Annotated in this window: 17 protein-coding genes; 11 read left to right on the forward strand and 6 right to left on the reverse strand. The window is 44.1% G+C overall.

Features of this window, described 5'->3' with window-relative positions; genetic code table 11:
* Positions 1-67: 67 nt before the first annotated feature.
* Positions 68-1,216 carry a molecular chaperone DnaJ gene (dnaJ, locus tag R7Q09_RS16095; RefSeq protein WP_017635700.1) on the forward strand — a complete coding sequence of 383 codons (1,149 nt, stop codon included), beginning with the start codon at positions 68-70 and terminating at the stop codon, positions 1,214-1,216.
* A 69-nt stretch (positions 1,217-1,285) separates the two neighbouring features.
* On the opposite strand, the gene R7Q09_RS16100 is transcribed toward dnaJ, so the two are convergent.
* Positions 1,286-1,717 (reverse strand): type IV pilin protein, encoded by a 432-nt coding sequence (locus tag R7Q09_RS16100; RefSeq protein WP_053302986.1) that lies wholly within the window; start codon positions 1,715-1,717, stop codon positions 1,286-1,288.
* A gap of 103 nt (positions 1,718-1,820) precedes the next feature.
* Between R7Q09_RS16100 and R7Q09_RS16105 the strand changes: the two genes are divergently transcribed.
* The 6 genes from R7Q09_RS16105 to tadA all read left to right on the forward strand — a co-directional run bounded on the left by R7Q09_RS16105 (position 1,821) and on the right by tadA (position 7,324).
* A complete protein-coding gene (locus tag R7Q09_RS16105) occupies positions 1,821-2,327 on the forward strand; it encodes a GspH/FimT family pseudopilin (protein ID WP_017635698.1) in 507 nt (168 codons plus the stop codon).
* Complete coding sequence (locus tag R7Q09_RS16110) at positions 2,308-2,898, forward strand: PilW family protein (protein ID WP_017635697.1); 591 nt, start codon at positions 2,308-2,310, stop codon at positions 2,896-2,898. The genes R7Q09_RS16105 and R7Q09_RS16110 overlap by 20 nt, the downstream gene beginning before the upstream one ends.
* Positions 2,895-4,205: a hypothetical protein gene (locus R7Q09_RS16115; protein ID WP_053302988.1), complete on the forward strand. Its 1,311-nt coding sequence runs from the start codon at positions 2,895-2,897 to the stop codon at positions 4,203-4,205. The genes R7Q09_RS16110 and R7Q09_RS16115 overlap by 4 nt, the downstream gene beginning before the upstream one ends.
* Positions 4,195-4,608: a prepilin-type N-terminal cleavage/methylation domain-containing protein gene (locus tag R7Q09_RS16120; protein WP_017635696.1), complete on the forward strand. Its 414-nt coding sequence runs from the start codon at positions 4,195-4,197 to the stop codon at positions 4,606-4,608. Before R7Q09_RS16115 ends, R7Q09_RS16120 begins: the two co-directional genes overlap by 11 nt.
* Positions 4,609-5,002: 394 nt before the next feature.
* Positions 5,003-6,562, forward strand: a complete 1,560-nt coding sequence (locus R7Q09_RS16125) for an AbgT family transporter (RefSeq protein WP_017635695.1) — start codon at positions 5,003-5,005, stop codon at positions 6,560-6,562.
* A 252-nt stretch (positions 6,563-6,814) separates the two neighbouring features.
* Complete coding sequence (gene tadA / locus R7Q09_RS16130; protein WP_064376798.1) at positions 6,815-7,324, forward strand: tRNA adenosine(34) deaminase TadA; 510 nt, start codon at positions 6,815-6,817, stop codon at positions 7,322-7,324.
* A gap of 587 nt (positions 7,325-7,911) precedes the next feature.
* On the opposite strand, the gene mltF is transcribed toward tadA, so the two are convergent.
* Positions 7,912-9,489, reverse strand: coding sequence for a membrane-bound lytic murein transglycosylase MltF (gene mltF, locus R7Q09_RS16135; RefSeq protein ID WP_248487403.1), 1,578 nt, complete (start codon positions 9,487-9,489; stop codon positions 7,912-7,914).
* A 299-nt stretch (positions 9,490-9,788) separates the two neighbouring features.
* Between mltF and purL the strand changes: the two genes are divergently transcribed.
* Together purL and R7Q09_RS16145 are read left to right on the forward strand one after the other, a co-directional pair.
* Positions 9,789-13,682: a phosphoribosylformylglycinamidine synthase gene (gene purL / locus R7Q09_RS16140; RefSeq protein WP_318070987.1), complete on the forward strand. Its 3,894-nt coding sequence runs from the start codon at positions 9,789-9,791 to the stop codon at positions 13,680-13,682.
* 295 nt (positions 13,683-13,977) lie between these two features.
* Positions 13,978-14,286, forward strand: coding sequence for a DUF3622 domain-containing protein (locus R7Q09_RS16145; protein WP_025998700.1), 309 nt, complete (start codon positions 13,978-13,980; stop codon positions 14,284-14,286).
* Between the two features lie 90 nt (positions 14,287-14,376).
* Here R7Q09_RS16145 and R7Q09_RS16150 read toward each other — a convergent pair whose 3' ends face one another.
* From R7Q09_RS16150 to R7Q09_RS16160, 3 genes are all read right to left on the reverse strand, one after another.
* Complete coding sequence (locus tag R7Q09_RS16150; RefSeq protein WP_005381599.1) at positions 14,377-14,817, reverse strand: hypothetical protein; 441 nt, start codon at positions 14,815-14,817, stop codon at positions 14,377-14,379.
* A 118-nt stretch (positions 14,818-14,935) separates the two neighbouring features.
* Positions 14,936-17,122: a TonB-dependent receptor domain-containing protein gene (locus R7Q09_RS16155; RefSeq protein WP_318070988.1), complete on the reverse strand. Its 2,187-nt coding sequence runs from the start codon at positions 17,120-17,122 to the stop codon at positions 14,936-14,938.
* A gap of 263 nt (positions 17,123-17,385) precedes the next feature.
* Positions 17,386-18,453: a succinylglutamate desuccinylase/aspartoacylase family protein gene (locus tag R7Q09_RS16160; RefSeq protein WP_042521202.1), complete on the reverse strand. Its 1,068-nt coding sequence runs from the start codon at positions 18,451-18,453 to the stop codon at positions 17,386-17,388.
* 330 nt (positions 18,454-18,783) lie between these two features.
* Between R7Q09_RS16160 and R7Q09_RS16165 the strand changes: the two genes are divergently transcribed.
* The gene (locus R7Q09_RS16165; RefSeq protein WP_005381596.1) at positions 18,784-19,323 is read left to right on the forward strand and encodes a DUF3332 domain-containing protein; all 540 of its coding nucleotides are present in this window, start codon (positions 18,784-18,786) and stop codon (positions 19,321-19,323) included.
* A gap of 64 nt (positions 19,324-19,387) precedes the next feature.
* Here R7Q09_RS16165 and R7Q09_RS16170 read toward each other — a convergent pair whose 3' ends face one another.
* Positions 19,388-20,860 carry an aminoacyl-histidine dipeptidase gene (locus R7Q09_RS16170; RefSeq protein WP_318070989.1) on the reverse strand — a complete coding sequence of 491 codons (1,473 nt, stop codon included), beginning with the start codon at positions 20,858-20,860 and terminating at the stop codon, positions 19,388-19,390.
* 1,023 nt (positions 20,861-21,883) lie between these two features.
* Between R7Q09_RS16170 and R7Q09_RS16175 the strand changes: the two genes are divergently transcribed.
* Positions 21,884-23,173 (forward strand): NCS2 family permease, encoded by a 1,290-nt coding sequence (locus tag R7Q09_RS16175; RefSeq protein ID WP_005381592.1) that lies wholly within the window; start codon positions 21,884-21,886, stop codon positions 23,171-23,173.
* Positions 23,174-23,420: the final 247 nt, after the last annotated feature.

Here is a 23,420-nt window from a genome sequence, read left to right on the forward strand (position 1 = left end):
CTAGAACGATACAAACACCAAGCGGTGAATCGATGCCGTTTGTAGTAATTAACTGGTGACGAAGAACATGTCAAAACGTGATTTTTACGAAGTATTAGGCGTAAGCCGTGATGCCTCAGAGCGCGATATCAAAAAGGCGTATAAGCGTCTAGCGATGAAATTCCACCCAGACCGAAACCAGGGTGATGATTCTGCGGCGGACAAGTTTAAAGAAGTAAAAGAAGCGTACGAAGTTCTGACCGACCCTCAAAAGAAAGCGGCGTACGACCAATACGGTCATGCTGCTTTTGAACAAGGCGGCGGTGGTTTCGGTGGCGGCGGCTTTGGCGGCGGCGGTGCTGATTTCGGCGACATCTTTGGCGATGTATTCGGTGACATCTTTGGTGGTGGTCGTCGTGGCGGTGGTGGCCACCGTGCCCAGCGAGGTGCTGACCTACGTTACAACATGGAATTAACGCTAGAAGAAGCAGTTCGTGGTGTAACGAAAGAGATCGAAGTACCGACACTAGTACACTGTGATACCTGTGATGGTAGTGGCGCGAAGAAAGGTTCATCTGCTGAAACATGTGGTACCTGTCATGGTCATGGTCAAGTACAGATGCGACAAGGCTTCTTCGCAGTGCAACAAACCTGTCCTACCTGTCACGGTAAAGGTAAAATCATTAAAGACCCTTGTAATGAGTGTCATGGTCAAGGTCGTAAGCAGAAAACAAAAACACTTAACGTTAAGATCCCTGCAGGTGTTGATACTGGCGACCGTATTCGTCTATCTGGCGAAGGTGAAGCGGGAGAAATGGGGGCGCCTGCTGGCGACTTGTATGTACAAGTGCACGTGAAAGAGCACCATATCTTCGAGCGTGATGGCAACAACCTATACTGTGAAGTGCCAGTAAGCTTTGCGATGGCGGCTCTAGGTGGTGAAGTTGAAGTACCAACTCTAGATGGTCGCGTAAGCCTAAAAGTACCTTCAGAAACGCAAACAGGTCGTATGTTCCGCATGCGTGGTAAAGGTGTGAAAGGCGTTCGCGGTGGCGGTATCGGTGACTTGATTGTTAAGTTGGTTGTCGAAACACCAGTAAATCTAAGCTCACGCCAAAAAGAACTGCTCAAAGAGTTTGAAGAATCTTGTGGTGGTGAAGCGGCGACAAAGCACAAGCCTAAATCAGAAGGCTTTTTCAACGGTGTGAAAAAGTTCTTTGATGATTTAACCAGCTAAGACGTTAGTGAAAAGCACAAATACAAAGGCCTGCTAAAATGCAGGCCTTTTTGCATCTCGGTGTTCTTGCTAGTTCCAGCAATCACTTGGTTCTTCGACATTTGTTGACGTTAAAGTAATCGTTTTAGAACCAGTCAAGCACTCGTCGTCGTCTTGTCCAAGAGGTGATTTTGCTGTTGCTGTAATGGTATAGGCCGTACTTGCAGAGCTAGCAATATCGAAAGAAAATCTATTTTTGTCTGAGTCACATAGAGTGCATGTTCCTCCAGAGAGAATATGACTCCAGTCGTACCCACCATCATAAGATGTCTCTAGCTCTAGCTGAATTCGACTAAGATCGCTCAAGGCAACCGTCCTATGAGACTTGATTACATGATTAGTGTAAGAAGGGTAGGCGATCGCAGCAATGATCCCGACAATCACGACAGCTATCAGTAATTCGATCAATGTCATCCCTCTCAATCCTTTTTTGTAGCCGTTACAACGAGAAATTCGAATCATCACGAGTAGTTTCCTTTTCACTTTTCCGCCTATTTTTGGCAGGTGATAGCATCTGTGCAAGATGAATTACGGCCCTTTTGCCGTTTACATAGGAATTTGGGAAATGCCTCGCGGGTTTACGTTGTTGGAGCTTCTTATTACTGTTGCTGTCTTGTCAGTGCTACTACTTTTTGTCGCCCCAAGTTTTTCAAAAGTTAGCCAACACATGAAAATAGTGAATTTAGCCAACGAATTACAGGGTTTTTTGATCCAAGCGAAATCGGAATCGGTGATGAGAAATCAAGATTTTTGGGTTCATATTCAAGGCTTGCCTTCATCCACCGGAAGCTGGAAGCTCACACTCTCGAGTGTATCGAATGTCACTGACATTACTTCAATGAATACTGTTGCTGAGCTGCAAGGTCATCTATATCGGGGTCTGGTGGTGTCGAGTAATATAACTAGCGTCAAGTTTGATCGTGTTATGGGGAATCCCAAAAATGCGGGAAGTATTCACCTGAAGAAATCTCAAGCGGATACCAGTCCGATAAAAGTAACTGTTCATAACGGAGCAGGGCGAGTAAAAGTGTGCGCTATGAATAAGGCAAAATATGGCTTTGAACAATGCTAAACAGCAGGGTAGTACACTTGTTGAGTTTATGATTGCTGCGTTGTTAGGACTTGTCGCTTTGGGCATTGTTGGCGCAGTGTTTCTTTCTAACCAAAAAACAGCTGTGCAGCGAAGCAAGGAAATAATGCTACTTCAGCAGATGAGTAGTGTAATTCAACAAGTGAAAGAGGATATTCAACGAGCAGGGTTTGATGGTATTACGACAAAATCAATGATGCTTTCCGGTTCTCCTAGCGTTCTATATCAACAATCCGAAAAAATCGGTTATGTTTATCGAAACACAGCAAGCTCTGTGAGTAATACGATATATCGGTTAAAGGATAATATGTTGGAATATTGCCAGGATGATTCACCATCACCTTTAAGTGTCGTGTCTGCTGCTAGTGGATGTTTTGATCTTTTTGATCCTAAGCAAATTAAAGTAACTCAATTTGGTGTTAGTCGAACATTACTATCAGGTTCGTCAATAGAGAGTGCGTTTATTTCTATTTCAATGGCCGCTGAATTAAAAAATGATCCGGCAATTTCTCACGCCATTTTATTACAAGTTCAGCAAAGGAATTGGCAATGATACGTAAGCATCAACAAGGAGTGGCCACGTTACTTATTACTTCCATACTGCTCTCTGTCGCTTTGGTTGTGACGTTAGGGTCATATAAGAATCTATTTTATCAAATTAAGCGTGCGCAGAATGAAGTTAGTTCTCGGCAACAGCACTGGGAAGCGGAAGGGGGGCTTGAGTGTCTATTTGCTTATGTCACAGATGATGTATCCATAGTGAACGAGCTCATCCCAATTAATCACAATAATTTAAATACCTTATGTAAGAGGGAATTAAACCTTAGCCAGCTGAACGTTACTGATATAGGGGCAGGAGTCTATCGTATTAATTCTATATCTCACAATGGTTGGGCCCAGCTCAATAAAACTTTCAGTACACTAAGTAATCGTGGAAAAGGAGCGATACAAACCACATCCAAGTTAACTACTTATGGTGATTTAAAGGTTCATCCAGATGCGAAAGGTGATCTTAATTCTGACAATCTGTATGAATGCATATCACTGACTTATCGGTATAGTTATACCATGGAAGGCGGAAGCACAGGATCAAAATATAACACTGCATCAATAAGAGCGAATAGCTTATATGATGGTTCTCCTTCTGGAGGGTGTACCGCTGCAACGACAACCAATGTTACAGTAAAAGCTGGGAATGCAATTACGAAAACTAATAAACCTGAAACTTCTGATCCGCAGCTAAAAGGCGATTTTGTTTATGACTCTGAAGTCGATCCATTCCAAACCTTTTTTGATTACAAAAAAACACCGGAAAATATTGATAAAGTCAAAGCTTCATTTCCGAAAGCTGGGAAAATCAATTTGTCAAATGCGACACAGTGTAAATCAGCTATCGAAAATGCTTTTAAGGAAGTAGATAAGGTTTGGATTACTGGTGACTGCGCCATTCACGGGAATTTAGCACTTCAAGGCAACCATGAGAAATATACGTTAGTTATTCAAGATGGTATTTTTATCAATACTGGTTCAACAACATTTCAGGGTTCGCTTTTTCATTTAGTCGATAAAACTAAACCACAGTTTGCTCCTAATGAGTTAAAAAGCTATTGGGAAAGTTTGTTCTCGAATGCTGATGGCTCACCGACTAATTTTACCATTGGTAAACAATATACTGATCTTACACAAACTGTTTATGTTGATGCAGGGGCATTTCACGCAACGGGTGGTTATGGTTTTGATACTGATGGGTTAAAAACCTCAATTGCGGGCTCAATGGAGTTACTATTTGATTCCAGCAAAAGACCTACAACAAGGAGAAATGATGTTCGTTGGCAAGAGGGAAGTTGGAATGCCAAGTAAACAACATGGTTTTAGTTTAATTGAAATAATGATTTCTTTTATTTTAATTGGTGTCGGTGCTCTTGGATTGGTTAAGTTGCAAGCTTACATTGAGCTGCGGGCAGATTACGCGATGCATAGCATTGAAGCGCTAAATCTTGCTGAGCAGAAATTAGAGTGGTTTCGTACGCGTGGGGCTATTTCTGCAGTCCCCTCGATGCCCGCCGCTAATTTTGATACAAATATTGTCTCTGGGGAAGATACTACGCACCCCTTGTATACTTTATCTTGGTCTGTGCCAACGGCAACTCTGTCGGGCGCACTTAAAACGATACATATGGAAGCTCTATGGCAAGATCGCCACGGTAAAATACAATCGGTAGAGCTGAAAACCATGATCTCTAAACATAGCGAATTTGATTAAATAGTCTAGGTTCCTGTTTTATGCCGATTCAATCAAAACCGATTGGAGTTCTGGATAAGGTGTTCACTGTCCGCGTTGCCCTTTTTATATTGAAGAGAATTATTTCTTGCTTCTCATCACGTATAGTTTCTTTTCTTAAAACTATCTATTCATCGCTCTATGCAACCTCTGTTTTTGCCAGCTCGTTTACTAAATGTATATGTTGATTTTTCCATAATGTTTCAGGCTTGTATCTTTGGTTTTGTTTTTTTGCAAAATATGTCTCCAATTATGAAAAAAAATCTAGAACCTTGTGCTTTCTCCATTAGTGTTTACTAGAATACTCGTTGGATAGTAGGTCGCTATAATTATTCAAATAGGCCTTGGCACCAACATCATTCACTATGGAGTTACCATGAGTAACCAAGCTGTAAATAAGGCACCATCATCGAAGCCGAGCGGGATGGAGCGCTTTTTAAACTTTATCGAGAGGACAGGTAACAAAATTCCTGATCCTGCGATTTTGTTCTTCTGGGCATTGATCATTACTTGGGCGGCGTCAGCACTTTTGTCGAATGTATCATTCGATCTTCCAAACCCTCGAACGGGCGAAGCTCTTACTATCACCAACTTACTTACGGGCGAAGCGCTAGCAAGTTTCCTTGCTAACATGGTGACGACGTTTACTGGCTTTGCGCCACTGGGTATCGTACTTGTCGCAATGTTAGGTGTGGGTGTTGCAGATTCTTCGGGCTTTATTACGACGGGTCTTAAGAAGATGCTGAACTTCACGCCAGCTAAGCTTCTTACTCCAATGCTTATTTTGGTTGCCATTGTATCGCATACTGCGGCAGATGCAGGCTATGTTCTGGTTATTCCTCTTGGCGGTATTATCTTCCATGCGGCAGGTCGTCACCCTCTAGCAGGCATTGCGGCAGCATTTGCAGGTGTATCTGGTGGCTTCTCTGCAAACTTTATCCCTTCAGGTATCGATCCACTACTAGCAGGCTTTACGCAAACTGCGGCGCAGGTTCTTGATCCTGAATATGTGGTTAACCCATTAGCGAACATCTTCTTCACTGGCCTATCCTCTATCATTATTGTGGGGATTGGTTGGTACGTGACAGAGAAAATCATCGAGCCTCGTTTATCAAAAATGCCAATTGATGATGATGCGGAAACCGCGCCAAACCTAGGTTCATTTACTGAACTGGAATCAAAAGCATTCCGTTATGCAGGTTGGGCAATGATGGCGGGTATTGCTTTACTTGTTGCAGCGTTAATTCCAGAAACATCAGCACTTCGCTCGCCTGAAGGTGAAATTACTGCCTTCTCAGCACCGATCATGAAGTCTATCGTGCCGTTGATCTTTATTCTGTTTATCATTCCTGGTTACGTTTACGGTAAAGTGTCTGGAACGTTCAAGACCAGCAACGACATTATCAAAGCGATGGCTGATACTATGTCAACCATGGGCGCATACATTGTTATGTCGTTCTTCTGTGCTCAGTTCCTATCTGCATTTGCTCAGTCAAACATCGGTACGATGCTAGCGTTGTATGGCGCAGAAGGCTTAAAAGCGATGAACCTACCAGGTGAAGTGACCATCATCGGTATGATACTTCTAACCGCGTCTGTAAACCTACTTATTGGTTCGGCATCGGCAAAATGGGCTTTAATTGGTCCAATCTTAGTGCCAATGCTAATGGCGGTTGGTATCTCGCCTGAGCTGTCTCAAGCGGCTTACCGTGTGGGTGACTCTGTATCGAACATCATTTCGCCTCTAATGGTATTTTTCCCTCTTGTAGTGGTTTACTGTCAGCGTTATGTGAAGTCGGCTGGTATCGGTACGCTTGCGTCACTAATGATGCCATTCTCGATCGCAATGCTGATCGGTTGGTCTATCTTCCTAGTTGCTTATTGGATGGTAGGTATCCCGCTAGGCATTCAAGCTCCTTACACTTACACAATGTAAAAACGTGTAGGGTGTGAAAGCCGCTAATTGGCAGCCGAAAAGCGCAGGTCTTCGATCTGCGCTTTTTTGTTCTCGCACAACGAACATCGATAGGTCTTGTAACTAGGTTTTTTGGGGTTGCAGACTTTGTCCCGTGATGTGTTGCTGTAGTGAAACCGAAGTTGGTGATAAAATTCCCGACTTCAATCGTTTTTTGTTTCTTTGGAGCCTCCTTTGTCTAACCATCCGTTTACCCCTCAAGATGAATTGTTTATGCGCAGAGCGATGGTGCTTGCCGAGCAAGCAGAAGCTGAGGGGGAAGTACCTGTCGGCGCAGTGCTTGTCAAAGATGGTGAAATTATCGCTGAGGGGTGGAATCGCTCTATTGGTACTAATGACGCTACCGCACATGCTGAGATCCAAACACTGCGTAAAGCAGGCCAAAAGCTAGAAAATTACCGCCTTCTGGATACGACGTTATATGTAACACTTGAGCCATGCCCAATGTGTGCCGGAGCCTTATTGCATAGCCGCGTTAAGCGGGTTGTTTTTGGAGCGCCAGATTTAAAAGCTGGAGCAGCAGGAACAGTGCTTAATTTGTTTGAAAGCCAAGCCGCTTACCATTACGCCTTAGTTGAAAAGGGGCTGCTAGAAGATGAGTGCCGCACTCAGCTACAAGCGTTTTTTAAGCGCCGCCGAAAGGAAATTAAAGCGAAGAAGCAAGCACAAAAAGCATTAGAAAATGGAGAGAGCGAACAAGGTAGTGGGAGTAGTGAGGGCTAGCAAACACCTACAACGTGGTAGATGTTTGCTTGGACGCACTAGTGATTGACTAAATGTACAAAAACACGATTACGTGAACTTACTTTCTTTTTCATACATGTCAGTTTACGTTTACGTCGGATAGCAGCTACTGTGTTATTTAAACGCTTTGACTGCACTCTACGTCTTCTCATATTCAAACCTCCTGCAGACAAGACTTATACCAGTAAAGCGCGGCTCATCGATGCTTGGCAATAGGCTCGATAATCGCACTAAACATTGTATGGTTTAAACGTTCTTCATTTGACTTCTGCATTGCACAGAGCCAGCAAACAATTTCAATACGATGCTTAATAATAGGAGTGACGTTATTTCGGCAGAGTGTAGCCGAAAGTGCCGCTTCATCAAGTGAGCTAAACCATGTGGTTGTAAAGTAATCTGTTACAAAGCAATCAGTTTTACTAACGATGAAGAAAAGGCGACCAACCAAAGGAATGGTTGAGTGTGGTTGGTGTCACTCAGAATATTGGATTCTAGATAAGTTTTCGTTAGGACTCAATAAAAATGACGAGCTTCATAGGCTCGTCATTTTTTAGTTTACCGCGGGTTTATTCTTCAATGCTTTCTTGTTCGGTATCTTCTTCAACCGTGACGTCAGAAGCGCCAGAGACTTGTTCTACGACGGTCTCTACTGCGCCCGATATCAAAATGGCGGGGTTGAGCGGCGGAATCACTTGCAAGTCATCGCTATTCTCATCAATCGCTGGCTGTTGGCTGACATGACCAATGATGGATTGGTAGTAACGTCGAATATTTTCTACGTAATTACGCGCTTCATCGCCTCTGGCATACCCATAGCGAGTTTGACTGTAATAGCGCTTCTGACGTAGTAAAGGCAGCCTGTCTTTTACATCCGCCCAAGCGTTCGGATCGCCACCTTGTGCTTTGGTGAGTCGTCGTGCGTCCATCATGTGGCCGTAACCAATATTGTATGAAGCTAACGCAAACCATATTTTTTCATGCTCGTTGATGCTATCAGGCACGCGACTTACAATACGACGTAAGTACTCGACACCACCACGAACAGATTGCTCAGGGTCTAAACGGTTTGTTACCCCGACGCTTTTCGCTGTTGGCAGAGTCAGCATCATCATCCCTCTTACACCTGTTGGCGATTTTGCCGCTGGCTTCCAGTGTGATTCTTGATACGCCAATGCTGCAATTAAGCGCCAGTCGAACTCTTCGCTGTACTTTTGGAATAAAGGTGCCCACTTAGGCAATTTGTCATCCAGAGCTCGAATGAATGCGCGAGTATCAACGTAGTCAAATGCTTCAATATGACCAATGTACTTCTCTTCGAGAGTGGACAGTTCTCCTGATTGTTTAATGTTACCGAAAAACTCTATCAGCATCGCATACAAACTTTCGTCCTCAGAGCGTCGAGTAAACCACGATACTGGTTGATCTTCTGTAAGTTCAAACGCGAGCGCAAGGTCGGGATAAAGGCGCTGAGCTAGGGAAAGTTCCACCGAATCAGTCACAGTAAAACGTAACTCACCCGTCGATACGTATTTGAGTAAGTCTCTCGTGTCAGCATCACCAACAATTTCAAACTGAAGTTCTGGATACTGCTTCTTTAACGCTGTTAGGGTCGGAACATATTGCGATTGTTCAACGATCTTTAATGTTTGAGCGCCTGCATTTGTATCTTCGTCGGACTCGTCGTCTTTCGAGGCTTGGTATTCAATGAGTTGTTCGATATCTCGTGGTCGAAGTTGCCCTTTTTTATATACCACTTGTTGGCTTACATAATAATAGGCCGGGCCTGGTCTAAATCGTTTGACTGCTTGTGACGTTTGATTTAAACCCGTAGCGATGATATCGATATCTCCTTTCTTAAGAGCAGGAAAAAGCTCAGCCTGGCGAAAGGCTGGTTTAATCTCGAGTTTGACGCCGAGCTGCTCCGCAAACTGACGCGCCAATTCGTAATCCAACCCTGCGGGACCATCGGGACCTATGTAGTAGGAAAGCTGATTGTTTAGCGTGCCAACACGAAGCACACCACGTTCTTGAATTTTTTCAAATTCACTTTTGGGCTCCGACTCAATCTGGCAAGCTGAGAGCAAAAGAACAGAAACTAAAATTAGAGCACTGCGCTTGAGCCGGTTGAAGTGACTTATTTGCATTAATAGGTACATCTTGGAAAATTTCTATTTGCCTTTATATCAAAGCGAGCTCATGGGGCAAAGTGAATCACACACTTATAACGTGACATTGTGTGTTTTATCGACATTTTAGTTGTAATTCAAATTTGACAAAAAAAATGACGCAAACGGTTGCTTTTGGTGTTACATCACAAAAACAATTACTATATAATGCGCTCGCAATGACGAGGTGGAATCGGCATAGGTTCGACAGGGCTTATTTTAAGTGTCTGAATTTATTCCAATATCACCTTAATCAATTGCATAAGAGACCTAAGCACATGAGAATTTTGCGTGGCTCCCCAGCTCTTTCTGAGTTTCGTGTTAATAAACTACTGGAACTTTGTCGTGAACAAGATCTGCCTGTAACTGGCATTTATGCCGAGTTTATGCACTTTGCCGATCTAAAGTCAGACCTTGATGACCAAGAGTTAGAAAAACTTGAAAAGTTACTAACTTACGGCCCAACCATCGAAGAGCATGAGCCTGAAGGTCTTCTACTTCTTGTCACGCCTCGTCCTGGCACTATCTCGCCTTGGTCTTCTAAATCTACCGATATCGCTGTTAACTGTGGTCTGGATAAAGTGAAACGTCTAGAGCGTGGTACGGCTTATTATGTCGAGTCTTCAGTTGTTCTATCAGAAGCTCAAGCTGACGCTGTTAAAGCGTTAATTCACGACCGCATGATGGAAACAGTATTCACAGAATTTGAAGCCGCATCAGCATTATTTACTGTTGCAGAGCCTAAGCCTGTCGCACATGTTGATATCTTAGCTGGCGGTCGTCTTGCGCTTGAAGAGGCAAACGTTTCCCTTGGCTTGGCACTCGCAGAAGATGAAATTGATTACTTGGTAGAGAACTTTACTAAGCTTGGGCGTAACCCAAACGACATTGAATTGATGATGTTTGCTCAGGCGAACTCAGAGCATTGTCGCCACAAAATTTTTAACGCAGATTGGACAATCGACGGGGTAGATCAACCTAAGTCTTTGTTCAAAATGATCAAAAACACTTTTGAAACGACACCTGACTATGTGCTGTCTGCATACAAAGACAACGCAGCCGTTATGACAGGTTCTAAAGCGGGGCGTTTCTTCCCTGACCCTAAATCTCGTCAATACACGTACCACCATGAAGATACGCACATCTTGATGAAGGTAGAAACGCACAACCACCCAACGGCAATCTCTCCGTGGCCGGGCGCATCGACTGGCTCAGGCGGTGAAATCCGTGACGAAGGCGCGACGGGTATCGGCGGTAAGCCAAAAGCGGGTCTGGTTGGTTTTACAACCTCTAACTTACGTATTCCTGGTTTTGAACAGCCATGGGAAACCGACTTCGGCAAGCCGGGTCGTATTGTGAATGCGTTAGACATCATGCTTGAAGGCCCTCTAGGCGGCGCGGCATTCAACAACGAATTTGGTCGTCCAAATCTATTGGGTTACTTCCGTACTTACGAAGAAAAAGTCACTTCTCATGCGGGTGAAGAAATTCGTGGTTACCACAAACCAATCATGATTGCTGGTGGAATGGGTAACATCCGCGATGAACACGTACAGAAGAAAGAGATCCCTGTGGGTGCGAGCCTAATCGTACTTGGTGGTCCGGCAATGAACATCGGTCTTGGTGGTGGTGCGGCATCTTCCATGGCATCTGGTCAGTCAGCAGAAGATCTGGACTTCGCTTCAGTACAGCGTGAAAACCCAGAGATGGAACGTCGCTGTCAGGAAGTGATCGACCGTTGTTGGCAGTTAGGCGACGACAACCCAATCGCATTTATCCACGATGTGGGTGCAGGCGGTATCTCTAACGCATTGCCTGAACTTGTCGACGACGGTGAGCGTGGCGGTAAGTTCCAATTACGCGATGTACCAAACGATGAGCCGGGCATGAGCCCGCTGGAAATCTGGTGTAACGAATCACAGGAACGTTACGTTCTAGCGGTAGCGCCAGAAAACATGGAAGCATTCGACGCCATCTGTAAGCGTGAACGCGCACCGTATGCAGTGGTGGGTGTGGCGACAGAAGAGCGTCATCTAACGCTAGAAGATTCTCACTTCGACAATACGCCAATCGATATGCCAATGGATATCCTGCTTGGTAAGCCACCGAAGATGCACCGTGACGCAACCACACTAAAAGTGGAAAGCCCTGCCATTGTTCGTGATGGTATTGAGCTTAATGAAGCGGTGGATCGCGTACTTCGTCTTCCTGCTGTTGCAGAAAAAACATTCCTAATTACTATCGGTGACCGAACAGTAACGGGTCTGGTTGCTCGTGATCAAATGGTTGGCCCTTGGCAGGTACCAGTAGCAAACTGCGCAGTAACAGCGGCAAGCTACGACACTTACCATGGCGAAGCAATGTCGATGGGTGAGCGCACGCCAGTGGCATTACTAGACTTTGGAGCATCGGCTCGCCTAGCCGTTGGTGAGTCACTAACTAACATTGCGGCAACAGACATCGGTGATATTAAACACATTAAACTGTCTGCGAACTGGATGTCTCCAGCGGGTCACCCAGGTGAAGATGCGGGTCTTTACGAAGCAGTGAAAGCGGTTGGTGAAGAATTGTGTCCTGCTTTAGGTTTGACTATCCCAGTTGGTAAAGACTCCATGTCGATGAAAACCAAGTGGGAAGAAAACGGCGAGAGCAAAGAAGTCACATCTCCACTGTCGCTAGTTATCACGGCATTTGGTCGTGTGGAAGACGTACGTAAGACCGTGACTCCACAACTACGCACTGACAAAGGAAATACTTCTCTAGTTTTTGTTGACTTGGGTAACGGCAAAAACCGCTTAGGTGCGACAGCATTGGCACAAGTATACAAACAGCTGGGTGACAAACCTGCTGACGTAGATAATGCAGAGCAGCTAAAAGGCTTCTTTGATGCAATGCAAGCGTTAGTACGTGATGACAAGTTAGTGGCCTACCACGATAAAGGCGACGGCGGTCTGTTTGTTACACTGGCTGAGATGGCGTTCGCGGGTCACTGTGGCGTAAAAGCGAACATCGCAGAGCTGGGTGACGATGCGCTAGCCGTTCTATTTAACGAAGAGCTAGGTGCGGTTGTTCAAGTTAAGAATGATGATCTAGATTCAGTTCTATCTACTCTGGCGGCAAACGGGTTAGAGGCATGCTCACATGTGATTGGTTCTGTTGAAGCTTCAGACGACTTTGTTATCACTTCTGGTGATGCAGTTGTGCTTGAACGTTCACGTACCGAACTACGCGTTATCTGGGCTGAAACAACGCATAAGATGCAAGGTCTACGTGATAACCCAGCGTGTGCAGACCAAGAGCACGAAGCTAAGAAAGACAACTCTGACCCTGGTCTAAACGTTAAGCTCAGCTTCGACGTAAATGAAGACGTAGCAGCACCGTACATTGCGAAAGGTGCTAAACCTAAGATGGCAATTCTACGTGAGCAGGGCGTTAACTCCCACGTCGAAATGGCAGCAGCGTTTGACCGAGCTGGTTTTGAAGCAACCGACATCCATATGAGCGATATCCTAACAGGCCAAGCGGTACTGGATGAATACCATGGCCTAGTAGCTTGTGGTGGCTTCTCTTACGGCGACGTATTAGGTGCGGGTGAAGGTTGGGCTAAGTCTATCCTGTTTAACGCACAAGCTCGTGAACAATTCCAAGCCTTCTTCAACCGTGAAGAGACGTTCTCTTTAGGTGTATGTAACGGTTGCCAGATGCTATCAAACCTGAAAGAGCTGATCCCAGGTGCAGACTTGTGGCCACGTTTTGTGCGCAACGAATCTGAGCGTTTTGAAGCGCGCTTTAGTCTAGTTGAAGTTCAGAAATCTGACTCTGTATTCTTCGACGGAATGGCTGGTTCGCGCATGCCAATCGCGGTTTCCCACGGTGAAGGGCGTGTAGAAGTACGTGATGCAGAGCACCTAGCAGCGATTGAAGCATCAGGTACGGTTGCGATTCGTTACGTGGATAACCTCGGTAACCCAACACAACAATACCCGAACAACCCGAATGGTTCGCCAAACGCGATTACTGGTTTAACAACAGCAGACGGTCGCGTAACTATCATGATGCCTCACCCAGAGCGCGTATTCCGCACAGTTGCAAATTCTTGGGCTCCGGAAGGTTGGGGTGAAAATGGCGCTTGGATGCGTATGTTCCAAAATGCCCGTAAGAATATTGGTTAATTAACCAAAAGTTAATCTAGCTTAAGTAAAGCGTTGGTTGAGAGACCAGCGCTTTCTTTTTTCTTATCACTCTTTTTTCTTCGTCGCTCTTTCTAGTGACTTGGCGAAACGTTGCTTTGTTCTGCCTCTTCTTTGTCATCTATTATCTAGCGTAAAAAACTTGCAGCGTTTAGATTACTTTTATGCTCTAATACCTCGCTTACCAAGGGATGGTGTTAAACAGCTCAGCTTAGATGGAGTTATCAAGTTGACCGAATCCCTGATTGATCCCTAAATCCCTTAGGAAATGAAAGAAATGTCTAAGAATCCAAAATTTGCTATCCGCGTCACTGAAAAACGTAACGGCTGGAGCGCAGAAATCACTCGCCAAGTGACATCTCGTAAGACTGTAGTATCAAAGCGTGAAACAGGCTTTGACAGCGAAGAGAAAGCACAAGCTTGGGCTGAACAAGAACTGGCTGGATTTATCCAAAACCAAGTGGTTCGTAACGAGCGTAAAGCAGCGCAACGTCAAGAGCGCGAAGCAGAACAACTAGCGGCAAAAGTTCGTAAAGAAGAAGCCCGCAAAGCACGTGAAACCGAAGTAGACACTGACGAAGAATAAGTTTAAATCGGTGAGATGGTGACGTTACCCATCAAACAAATAGTGAAAATGCCCTGAGTTTTGTCTCAGGGCATTTTTTATTTATATCGGCTAAAAACAATCCGACGATACGGACAAGCTAAACGTGCCGTCTTCAGGGGCTGCAAATTGTTTATTGCCAGGAAGAAGGTGAGGGTTATTAGCATAAGTGCGATGTGTCGATTTGACCTTTGCAGAATGTCTTTCCGGTAAATCAAAGTGTTGTAAGCCGTCAGATAGATCGTTTGCTTCACCGTAGTCGAAATGTGTTGCGACGTCTTTGGGCTGCTTGGCGTAACGACAGTGATCCGGCTTACCATCTTCGTGCCAAGTTAAAGAGTTAGTTTTTGCATCTAGATTCAGGTTATTTGCTGTTGGCTGTGCGTAAAAATCTTCTGAAACTTGGTGCTTGCTTTGTTCTTGTAAGTAGTCTGCAATGTTCTCAGAAGCTTGCGCTAGGCTACCTACAGGGAAGAAGCAAATCAGAAGAAGCCGTGTTTTTAGATTGTTCATAATGTGTATGCAAGCAAAAGGAAATGATAATACTGATAAATAAAACGGCGTGCAATTATGGCCATTGGATACGATATAACAGGGCAGTTAATGTCTGCCCTGCATCTTTTAGGTATGGTTAGTATTGATAAGTGAGGTGCAGTTTGACTTCGCGACCAGGCGAAGGCACGCCATTAGATAGGTATGCTTCGTAGTAACGATCGGTTAAGTTTTTCACAACCGCGCCAACGCTCAAGCCTTCGACTTGTTGTATTTCCCAAACCACGTAAGCGTTTTGTAGCGTGTATTGCTCACTTGGCGATTTCACTTTTAAATTATTACCGCTTGCCTTGGTTTTGGTTTGCGCATCATACCAACGGACTTCCCAGCCCGTACGTAAACCAGGAATCCATTCGTAACCCAAACCCAGATTAATGTTTAATGGCGGTACATCAGGATGATCATCATCTGAACCTGTAGAGTCAGATAGGCTACCTTTGTTTTTGCCGCGAATGTAACTTGCTGAGAAATTACTGTAGAAATCTTCAATCCGGTATTGTGAAATTAGCTCAAAGCCATAGTTTTTAAAGCCATCTAGGTTTGTATTCCAGCTTTGTAACTCAGTAGTATTTTTGTCGAGGTTTTCGCCCGTTCGTATATCAACTGTGTCGCTAACATCGTTATAGAACATAGTTAACTCTGTTGCGAGGTTATCGCGAGAGTTCACCAGCCCTTCCGTTAAGTTGATAACGCTTGCTTGATAAGCATGGATACGAGACACATCCAGATTCAAAGCAGTAGCCGTAGCGGTAGCTCGCGCATATTGCACTGAGTAGATGTTATCAACGGTTGGTGCTTTTAAAGCGTAGGCGTAGGAGGCGTTTAAACGCGTATTATTGCTCGCATCAAAGTCGATATCCAAACGTGGGCTAAAGCCTTTATGCGTCGTTTCACCATAGTCATGTCCGGCAGCTGGATCATTATAATCCGGCGCTGCGTTCCCTTTTCCTTTACTCTTGATGTATTCGTAACGCAGAGAAGGTGTGATTGTTAGGCGGTCTGTTGCTTGATAGTGATCAGCAATGTAAGCGGCATAAATTGACTGCGTGCCAGATGGTTCGTAGTAAGGGGTGTACCAACCGTAGTTTTTCGCTTCATTACTGTCGTATGATGCGTTGAATACTAACGAGTCTCTATCGGTTTTTTGATATTGAAGCCCAGTGACTAGAGTGTGGTCTCCGAATTGTGCTTGGTTAAACACATCAACGTAGTCACGCTCGTAACTCAGCCATGACTCATGACCGTAACTGCCAACAGAAACGAACATTTTCTCGAATGCTACGTCAGGGCGAACCCAATGACGATCGTTTTCGGAACGTGCCATTTTGATATTGAAATCAATATACGGGTTAGTCGGCATGTAGTGGTAAGAGATGGTTGTGGTGTTGTCCGTGTATTTGTTATCGACGGTGTAAGCGTATTGGGCTTTTTCTAATGAGCCGTATTTCTTGATATTGTATTCGGTGATGTTAGGCATTTTTCCTCGGCGGTTAGCCCAAGGTTTACGACCTTCATCTTTGTAGCGAGTGTGGCTAATTTCAAACTCGTGATCGTTGTTTTCATAACCGACCTTTACGAGCATGTTTTCTTGCTCATAACCTGAGTAATCCAACGTTTCACCACCTCCGACTTTAATGTCATCAGAATCTTTTACCGAGCCATTCGCTAGAAAATAAAAACCAGTATCGTTTTTACCATAGAGTGTTAGCGTGTAGGCGTTCTCATCACCGTTAGTGTTGTATGCACTTGAGATGCGAGCACCAAAGTTTCTTTCGCCGTAAAGGAGATCATCGACACTTTTGGTTTTAATGCGAATGGAGCCACCAAACTTCCCGTTGAGTGCTCGATAGTCGTGCGCGCCCTTGATAATTTCTGCTTCGCCAATTAAGAACGGATCAAAAAAGAAGGTACCGTAGCGGTATTGTTGAAAGCCAATTGGAGCGCCATCGACAAAGACGGCGATATCGCTTGGATCATCAAAACCACGAATGTTAATACGTTCGCCACCAGAACGACCGCCACCATCTATTGATGCACCGGGAACGGCATCGATCATTGAGGCAAAATTAGAGTACTGTTGCTCTTCAATCTCTGACCAATTAATGGTGGTTTGCGCAGGCTCAGCAATGGTAATAGGTTTGGCATAACGAACGCCTATGACTTCAAGCTCTTCATTTGGCGCTGTCTCGGCATATGAATAAAGAGGGAAGAGCAAAGCCAGTGAAATGAGATTTACTTTGAATGGATGACTTTTTAATCGTTTCATATTGATGATTTATAGTGTTTTTATGAAGCTGGGATTATAAGAACATTATTACGATTAATAAATGATAATGAGATTAATTATCAAATGTGTTTTTGCGACGGATTGTAAAGTTTTTTATCCATTCGTGGAAACTGCGATGAGTATCGTTAGCTTACATAAAACAAAAAGCCCAGCATCATGGACGCTGAGCTTATTGGCTTTAAACAAGATAGTGCGAGCACTGTTGCTCCTTTTGAGCTAATCAGGCGCCTACTTGGTAGGAATTACTGAGTTTCTAACGGTATCTGTCCGGTGGTCAGCGGCTCGGCATCGAATTCAGTGAGGCCTTCAATATAGCTTTCGACTGCTTGCTCTAAAGCATTATCACCTTGGTTAAAATAGGCAAGGTGGAAAATTGCATCGCCTTCGTTCACCAACGGTAATGTTTGTTGACCGATAACCAAACCACGCTTCGGGGCTTTTAGTTCTATCTCATCATGACCAAGAGGAGAGCTAATATAAGCGAGCGTTTCACCCTGTTCTACTTTGTCTCCCAGATTAACGACAGTACGCAAAATGCCGTTACCTGACGCGCGAACCCAGCTGGTGGACTTCGCTATGATAGGCTCAGGCAGCTTTTTCCTGCTCGCTCGCAACATACCAATGGCTTGCATTACGCGCCGAACCCCGAGCACACCAGCGCTGATCGAAAGTGGATCAAAACGCAATGCTTCGCCAGCCTCGTAGGTGAGCACTGGAATATCACATTTTTCTGCTTCACTGCGTAAAGAGCCATCACGCAATGCTGAATCAACAATCACTGGCGTCGAAAATGCTTGAGCAATACGTAGAGTTTCTGGGTTGCTTAAGTTTGCGCGAATCTGTGGCAAGTTCGTGCGATGAATTGCCCCTGTGTGTAGATCCAAAATGTAGTCACAACGCTTGGCAATGTTGTTAAAGAACCCGTGTGCCATACGAGATGCAAGTGCGCCTTTTTCACTGCCAGGAAAGCAACGGTTGAGATCTCGTCGGTCGGGCAAGTAACGAGATTTATGGATGAAACCAAAAACGTTAACGATAGGTACTGCAATGACAGTGCCTTTCAGTTTTTGTGGATCCAGTTGGTTAATGATCTGACGAACGATTTCTACGCCATTAAGCTCATCACCATGGATAGCAGCATTCACCATTAACACTGGTCCTTCTTGTTTCCCATGGATGATTTCCACAGGAATAGATAAAGGCGAATGTGTATATAGCTTCGCTGCTTCAAATTCGATCTCTAATCGTTGTCCTGGTTGTATTTGATGTCCTAAGAGCTCAAACACTTTGCTTTTTTTACTTCTGGCCATAAACCATCTCTGTCAAATGCGTCATCAGCAATGTAACAATTGCTGCAAAATCGCACTAATCATTCTCATTAAGGACACGACAAATTACTTTAATCGTCATGCGTGAAATTTTGGTATGTGTGAAGTTTTTGTTTTCAATATGATCTTTTCTATCAGTTTAATACATAACAAGACATAGAGAAGAGTGCGCAATAATAGCCTTAAAAAATGTGACTGTATTAAAAATAATACTGTTCATGGAGGACAAAAAAACGGACTTTTAACCCTACTTTTTATCCGATAATATCCGCGCCGAATTTGAGGTTTCACACTTTCTAACTAGAGGTTTTGATGAAAAAGGCAATTGCTAAAATTGGTGCATTGACTGCGGTAGCAGTTTCACTTTCAGGTTGCGTAGGTAGTAATGCCGTGACAGGTTATGTCATGGGGTTTAACTTGAAAGCTGTTGACAACCGTTACGCTCGAGGTGGCCTAAATATGCTTTTAGCGCCTGTTTATGGTGTCGCGATCGCAGCGGATTATATCGTGTTTAACTCTCTAGAATTTTGGACGGGTAAGAACCCGTTAAATGGTAAGCCACATATCTTCGATACAAAGGTAGATACTTACATTGATGTCAATCACCAGTTAGATAAGTCGTTAACGACGGCACCAATCGCACCATTAGCGGATAACCGTGTCATTGAGCAGGGGCGAATGCAGCAAATCGATGAGAACACTGTTCAAATGGATATTACTTACAGTAACGGTGAAAAGGCGACACTCATGGGTGTACGCGATGGTGAGTTTGTTACTTACTACATTGATGGTGAAGTTGCTGCACAAACCTCAATGGATGAGTTAGCCGCTTACGCGCAAAACCGTGTGTAGTTGGGTTCAACTAAACCAAAAAAAGGGTGCCGTATGGCACCCTTTGTCGTTTTTCGTGATTGAATTATGCTTTCTCTGGAATCGCTTCTAAAAGCGCGACCATCTGTTCCCAGTACAACTGAACAGTATCAATCTTCACTTTCTCATCTGGAGAGTGAGGGAATTTTATTGTTGGACCGAAAGAAACCATATCCATGTGTGGGTATGGTTCTTTAAATAGGCCACACTCAAGACCAGCATGGATGACCATGATGTTCGGCTTATGACCATAAATGCCTTCATACATATCACGGAAAATTGCCATGATCTCGGAATCTGCATCTGGCTTCCAGCCAGGGTAAGCGCCTGAGAACTGAATTTGTGCGTCTGCTAGCTCAGTAATCGAGCGCAGCATGCTTTCCACTTGGCTACGGCCAGAGTCAATGAGAGAACGAATCAAGCAAAGCACGGTGACTTTATTTTCTTCTGTGCTGATCACACCAACGTTTAGAGAAGTTTCAACAACGCCTTCCACCTCATCACTCATACGGATTACGCCGTTTGGACAAGCGTTAAGTGCCGCAATGAATCGTTGCTGATCGGCGATTGAAAATACTTGCGCGTCAGTCGTGATCACTTCATTAAAGGTTACGATACCTGTTTCGATTTTACCCAATTCAGTTTTAAGCAGCTCAGTGTAGTGGTTGAACAGCTCAGCAAGCTTGTCTTGGTTTTCGACAGGAAGCGCGACAGTAACAAACGCTTCGCGAGGGATTGCATTACGTAAGCTACCACCACGGAATTCGACTAAACGTAAATCAAGCTCTTGAGCATGACCGGCAAGGAAACGACCAAGTAATTTGTTGGCATTACCGCGACCTGTGTGAATGTCACAACCTGAGTGACCACCTTTTAGGCCTTTCAGCGTCAGTTGGCGTGTTACAAAACCTGCAGGCGTTGATTCTCGAGAAATATCGAAAGTCATGGTGCCATCAACGCCACCTGCACAACCCATGTAGACTTCGCCTTCTTGTTCAGAGTCTGTATTTAGAAGAATCTCACCCTCTAACCAACCAGCTTCAAGGCCAAATGCGCCAGTCATGCCTGCTTCTTCATCAATCGTCAGCAGAACTTCGAGTGGACCGTGCTTAATATCTTTAGATGCCAATACAGCAAGGCAAGAAGCCATACCAATACCGTTATCTGCACCAAGCGTCGTGCCTTTCGCAGTTACCCATTCGCCATTGATGTAAGGTTGGATTGGATCTTTGGTGAAGTCGTGTTCAGTGTCTTCGTTTTTCTGCGGCACCATGTCGATGTGTGCTTGAAGTACAACAGCCTTCTTATTTTCCATTCCTGGTGTCGCGGGCTTTTTGATGAACACGTTACCGGTTGGATCACGGCGAACGTCAAAGCCTTGCTCTGTTGCCCAGTTGATAATGTACTGTGCTAATGCTTCTTCATGTTTCGATGGATGAGGGATAGAACAAATCTTATCGAAAAACTGCCAAAGTGGAGCAGGTGATAAGGTACTGATCTCAGAATGGAACTCAGACACGGATGACTCCTTTTGATGTGCTTTGCCAAATATATACCGTAAAAATATTATCAAGGTAGCATTAAATGCTATACGATTTGGCCTTCAAATTGCCGTTAGCATACCACCAGATAAAGAGTACGAGTAGTCGCGATCACAAGGATTTCTCTCAGAACTGTCACAGTTTGTGAATACAATAACAAGCACTATGTGTTCTCTATCATATATTCTGAAAGTGGCTTTATTTTTTAATTCATAAAATTGTAATTTAATTACACATAAACTTTGATAAAGGTCAATTTGTGCATTTTTTGTGATTCCAATCACTAAAATGCTTGTAATTAAATTTCTTGGTGGTATATTTGTAACCAGCTTCTGAGAGAAGAATGAAATGCTCAAAGGATGAGTCCGTTTTATCGCCTCCAAGGAACCGAGAAATCAACGAATGTTTAATTGATTTAAAAGGTGATAGTTATGAAAGGTTTACCAAGTACAATGTTCTGGAATAGCAAGTCTGTTTACACCGGTAACTTTGTATACCCAACAAGCTTTGGCTACTAAGTGAAGTCAACGCATGTGACTCGAACAGTTTGTTCACCCCTATAAATTGGAATTTTTTTTCAGTGATAGTGCTGACATGATTCACCGCCACCCAAATTGGGTGGCGTTTTTTTATCTCTATTTTCTCTTCCTGACTCACTTATTGCCATCAAAGCCTTCTTCTATTCCCCATTCTTCGGTTTTATCGACTTTTCCATCAAATCTGTTAGATACCATGTTTAAAATGGGCCTTTTTCATCTGAAAGTTTAGTACATTGCTCAGTTTTTATTCTCTTTTAGAGAACTGTGTTATCTGGGTTACCTATTGTTTTATAAGAATATATTTCTTTGCTTGCTATGATAGATTAGAGAATGTGTTTCATATCCAAAGAAAAAAAACGCATTAGAGTGAAGATTCTATCTAGAATTTGCTATTTGATAACTTTATAATTCCCGCCAATCGATTACGCAACCGTTTACTTTTTACCTTTACAGGATTCGATCATGCTCGAGAGGCTTTTTAAACTCAGTGAAAATGGCACAAATGTGCGCACTGAGATCATTGCAGGTGTTACGACCTTCCTAACTATGGCTTACATTATTTTTGTAAACCCAGCGATCCTGTCGGATACCGGTATGGACCGTGGCGCCATTTTTGTCGCGACTTGTCTTGCTGCCGCAATCGGCTGTTTTATCATGGGATTTGTTGCCAATTACCCAATCGCACAGGCACCAGGAATGGGCCTGAACGCATTTTTTACTTACTCTGTTGTATTGGGAATGGGTTATACGTGGCAAGTTGCGTTGGCGGCTGTATTTGTTTCTGGCCTTCTGTTCATTCTTTTAAGCGTATTTAAGATCCGTGAGTGGATTATTAACTCGATCCCGCATTCTCTACGAACAGGTATTTCAGCTGGTATTGGTCTTTTCTTAGCGTTTATCGCATTAAAAAATGCAGGTATCGTCGTTGATAACCCAGCGACATTAGTTTCTATGGGAGAGATCACATCATTGCCATCTGTATTGGCCGCGATTGGCTTCTTTCTTACGATTGCACTGGTTCACCGTGGTGTGAAAGGTGCGGTGATGATCGCCATTCTTGGCGTTACAGCGCTTGGTCTTCTATTTGGTGATGTGCAGTGGGGCGGTATTATGTCAACGCCACCAAGCATTGCGCCAACTTTCATGCAACTGGATTTCTCTGGTTTGTTTGAAGTAGGCATGATTTCCGTCGTATTTGCTTTCCTATTTGTCGATTTATTTGACACCGCAGGTACGCTCGTTGGCGTTTCTCAAAAAGCTGGTCTAACTGATGAGAATGGCAACATCCCTCGTTTAAACAAAGCGTTACTTGCAGACTCAACAGCAACGTCAGTAGGTGCATTACTTGGTACCTCCAACACGACATCTTATATTGAAAGCGTTTCTGGTGTAGCTGCGGGTGGGCGTACTGGTCTAACAGCCGTGGTTGTTGGTGTACTCTTCCTACTTGCTCTATTGTTCTCACCACTTGCGGGTATGATCCCTGCTTATGCAACGTCAGGTGCGCTATTCTATGTGGCGATCTTGATGCTGTCTGGGCTAGTAAGCATTGATTGGCGTGACCTAACTGAAGCGTCCCCAGTTGTTGTGACTTGTTTAGTTATGCCGCTAACATTCTCGATTGCAGAAGGTATCACGTTAGGCTTTATCGCATACGCGGCGATCAAGTTATTCAGCGGTAAGGGCCGTGAAGTGTCGATGAGTGTATGGGTGATGTCAGCCATCTTCATCGTTAAATACCTCGTCGGTTAATTTCTCGAGCAAAAAGCCAGTGTGGATTTATTCACGCTGGCTTTTTCTTTTTTACGTTGTTCACAGAAGACGGTTTTTCTGCGGAATAGGCAGAGAATTTTGATATCACCGTTGGTATTAGCGGTGTGTTTCGGTAGAATAATCGTTTGCGCAGCTTGAAATCCTCGTCTCCAAACATTTTGGAGAAGTTAGTGAGCATTCCGCTTTTGAGTGACTTCGCTAGATTTTGAGGATGCATATTTTCAAA

It is taken from the genome of Vibrio sp. 2130-1 (assembly GCF_033339515.1).

What these genes read in the sequence shown, in the direction of transcription:
- R7Q09_RS16160 (WP_042521202.1), bottom strand. Translation starts at nt 18,453, where the DNA reads ATGGCCAGAAGTAAAAAAAGCAAAGTGTTTGAGCTCTTAGGACATCAA.
- R7Q09_RS16105 (WP_017635698.1), top strand. Translation starts at nt 1,821, where the DNA reads ATGCCTCGCGGGTTTACGTTGTTGGAGCTTCTTATTACTGTTGCTGTC.
- R7Q09_RS16175 (WP_005381592.1), top strand. Translation starts at nt 21,884, where the DNA reads ATGCTCGAGAGGCTTTTTAAACTCAGTGAAAATGGCACAAATGTGCGC.
- purL (WP_318070987.1), top strand. Translation starts at nt 9,789, where the DNA reads ATGAGAATTTTGCGTGGCTCCCCAGCTCTTTCTGAGTTTCGTGTTAAT.
- R7Q09_RS16120 (WP_017635696.1), top strand. Translation starts at nt 4,195, where the DNA reads ATGCCAAGTAAACAACATGGTTTTAGTTTAATTGAAATAATGATTTCT.
- dnaJ (WP_017635700.1), top strand. Translation starts at nt 68, where the DNA reads ATGTCAAAACGTGATTTTTACGAAGTATTAGGCGTAAGCCGTGATGCC.
- R7Q09_RS16150 (WP_005381599.1), bottom strand. Translation starts at nt 14,817, where the DNA reads ATGAACAATCTAAAAACACGGCTTCTTCTGATTTGCTTCTTCCCTGTA.
- R7Q09_RS16125 (WP_017635695.1), top strand. Translation starts at nt 5,003, where the DNA reads ATGAGTAACCAAGCTGTAAATAAGGCACCATCATCGAAGCCGAGCGGG.
- R7Q09_RS16115 (WP_053302988.1), top strand. Translation starts at nt 2,895, where the DNA reads ATGATACGTAAGCATCAACAAGGAGTGGCCACGTTACTTATTACTTCC.
- R7Q09_RS16110 (WP_017635697.1), top strand. Translation starts at nt 2,308, where the DNA reads ATGGCTTTGAACAATGCTAAACAGCAGGGTAGTACACTTGTTGAGTTT.
- R7Q09_RS16155 (WP_318070988.1), bottom strand. Translation starts at nt 17,122, where the DNA reads ATGAAACGATTAAAAAGTCATCCATTCAAAGTAAATCTCATTTCACTG.
- R7Q09_RS16165 (WP_005381596.1), top strand. Translation starts at nt 18,784, where the DNA reads ATGAAAAAGGCAATTGCTAAAATTGGTGCATTGACTGCGGTAGCAGTT.
- R7Q09_RS16100 (WP_053302986.1), bottom strand. Translation starts at nt 1,717, where the DNA reads ATGATTCGAATTTCTCGTTGTAACGGCTACAAAAAAGGATTGAGAGGG.
- tadA (WP_064376798.1), top strand. Translation starts at nt 6,815, where the DNA reads ATGCGCAGAGCGATGGTGCTTGCCGAGCAAGCAGAAGCTGAGGGGGAA.
- R7Q09_RS16145 (WP_025998700.1), top strand. Translation starts at nt 13,978, where the DNA reads ATGTCTAAGAATCCAAAATTTGCTATCCGCGTCACTGAAAAACGTAAC.
- mltF (WP_248487403.1), bottom strand. Translation starts at nt 9,489, where the DNA reads ATGCAAATAAGTCACTTCAACCGGCTCAAGCGCAGTGCTCTAATTTTA.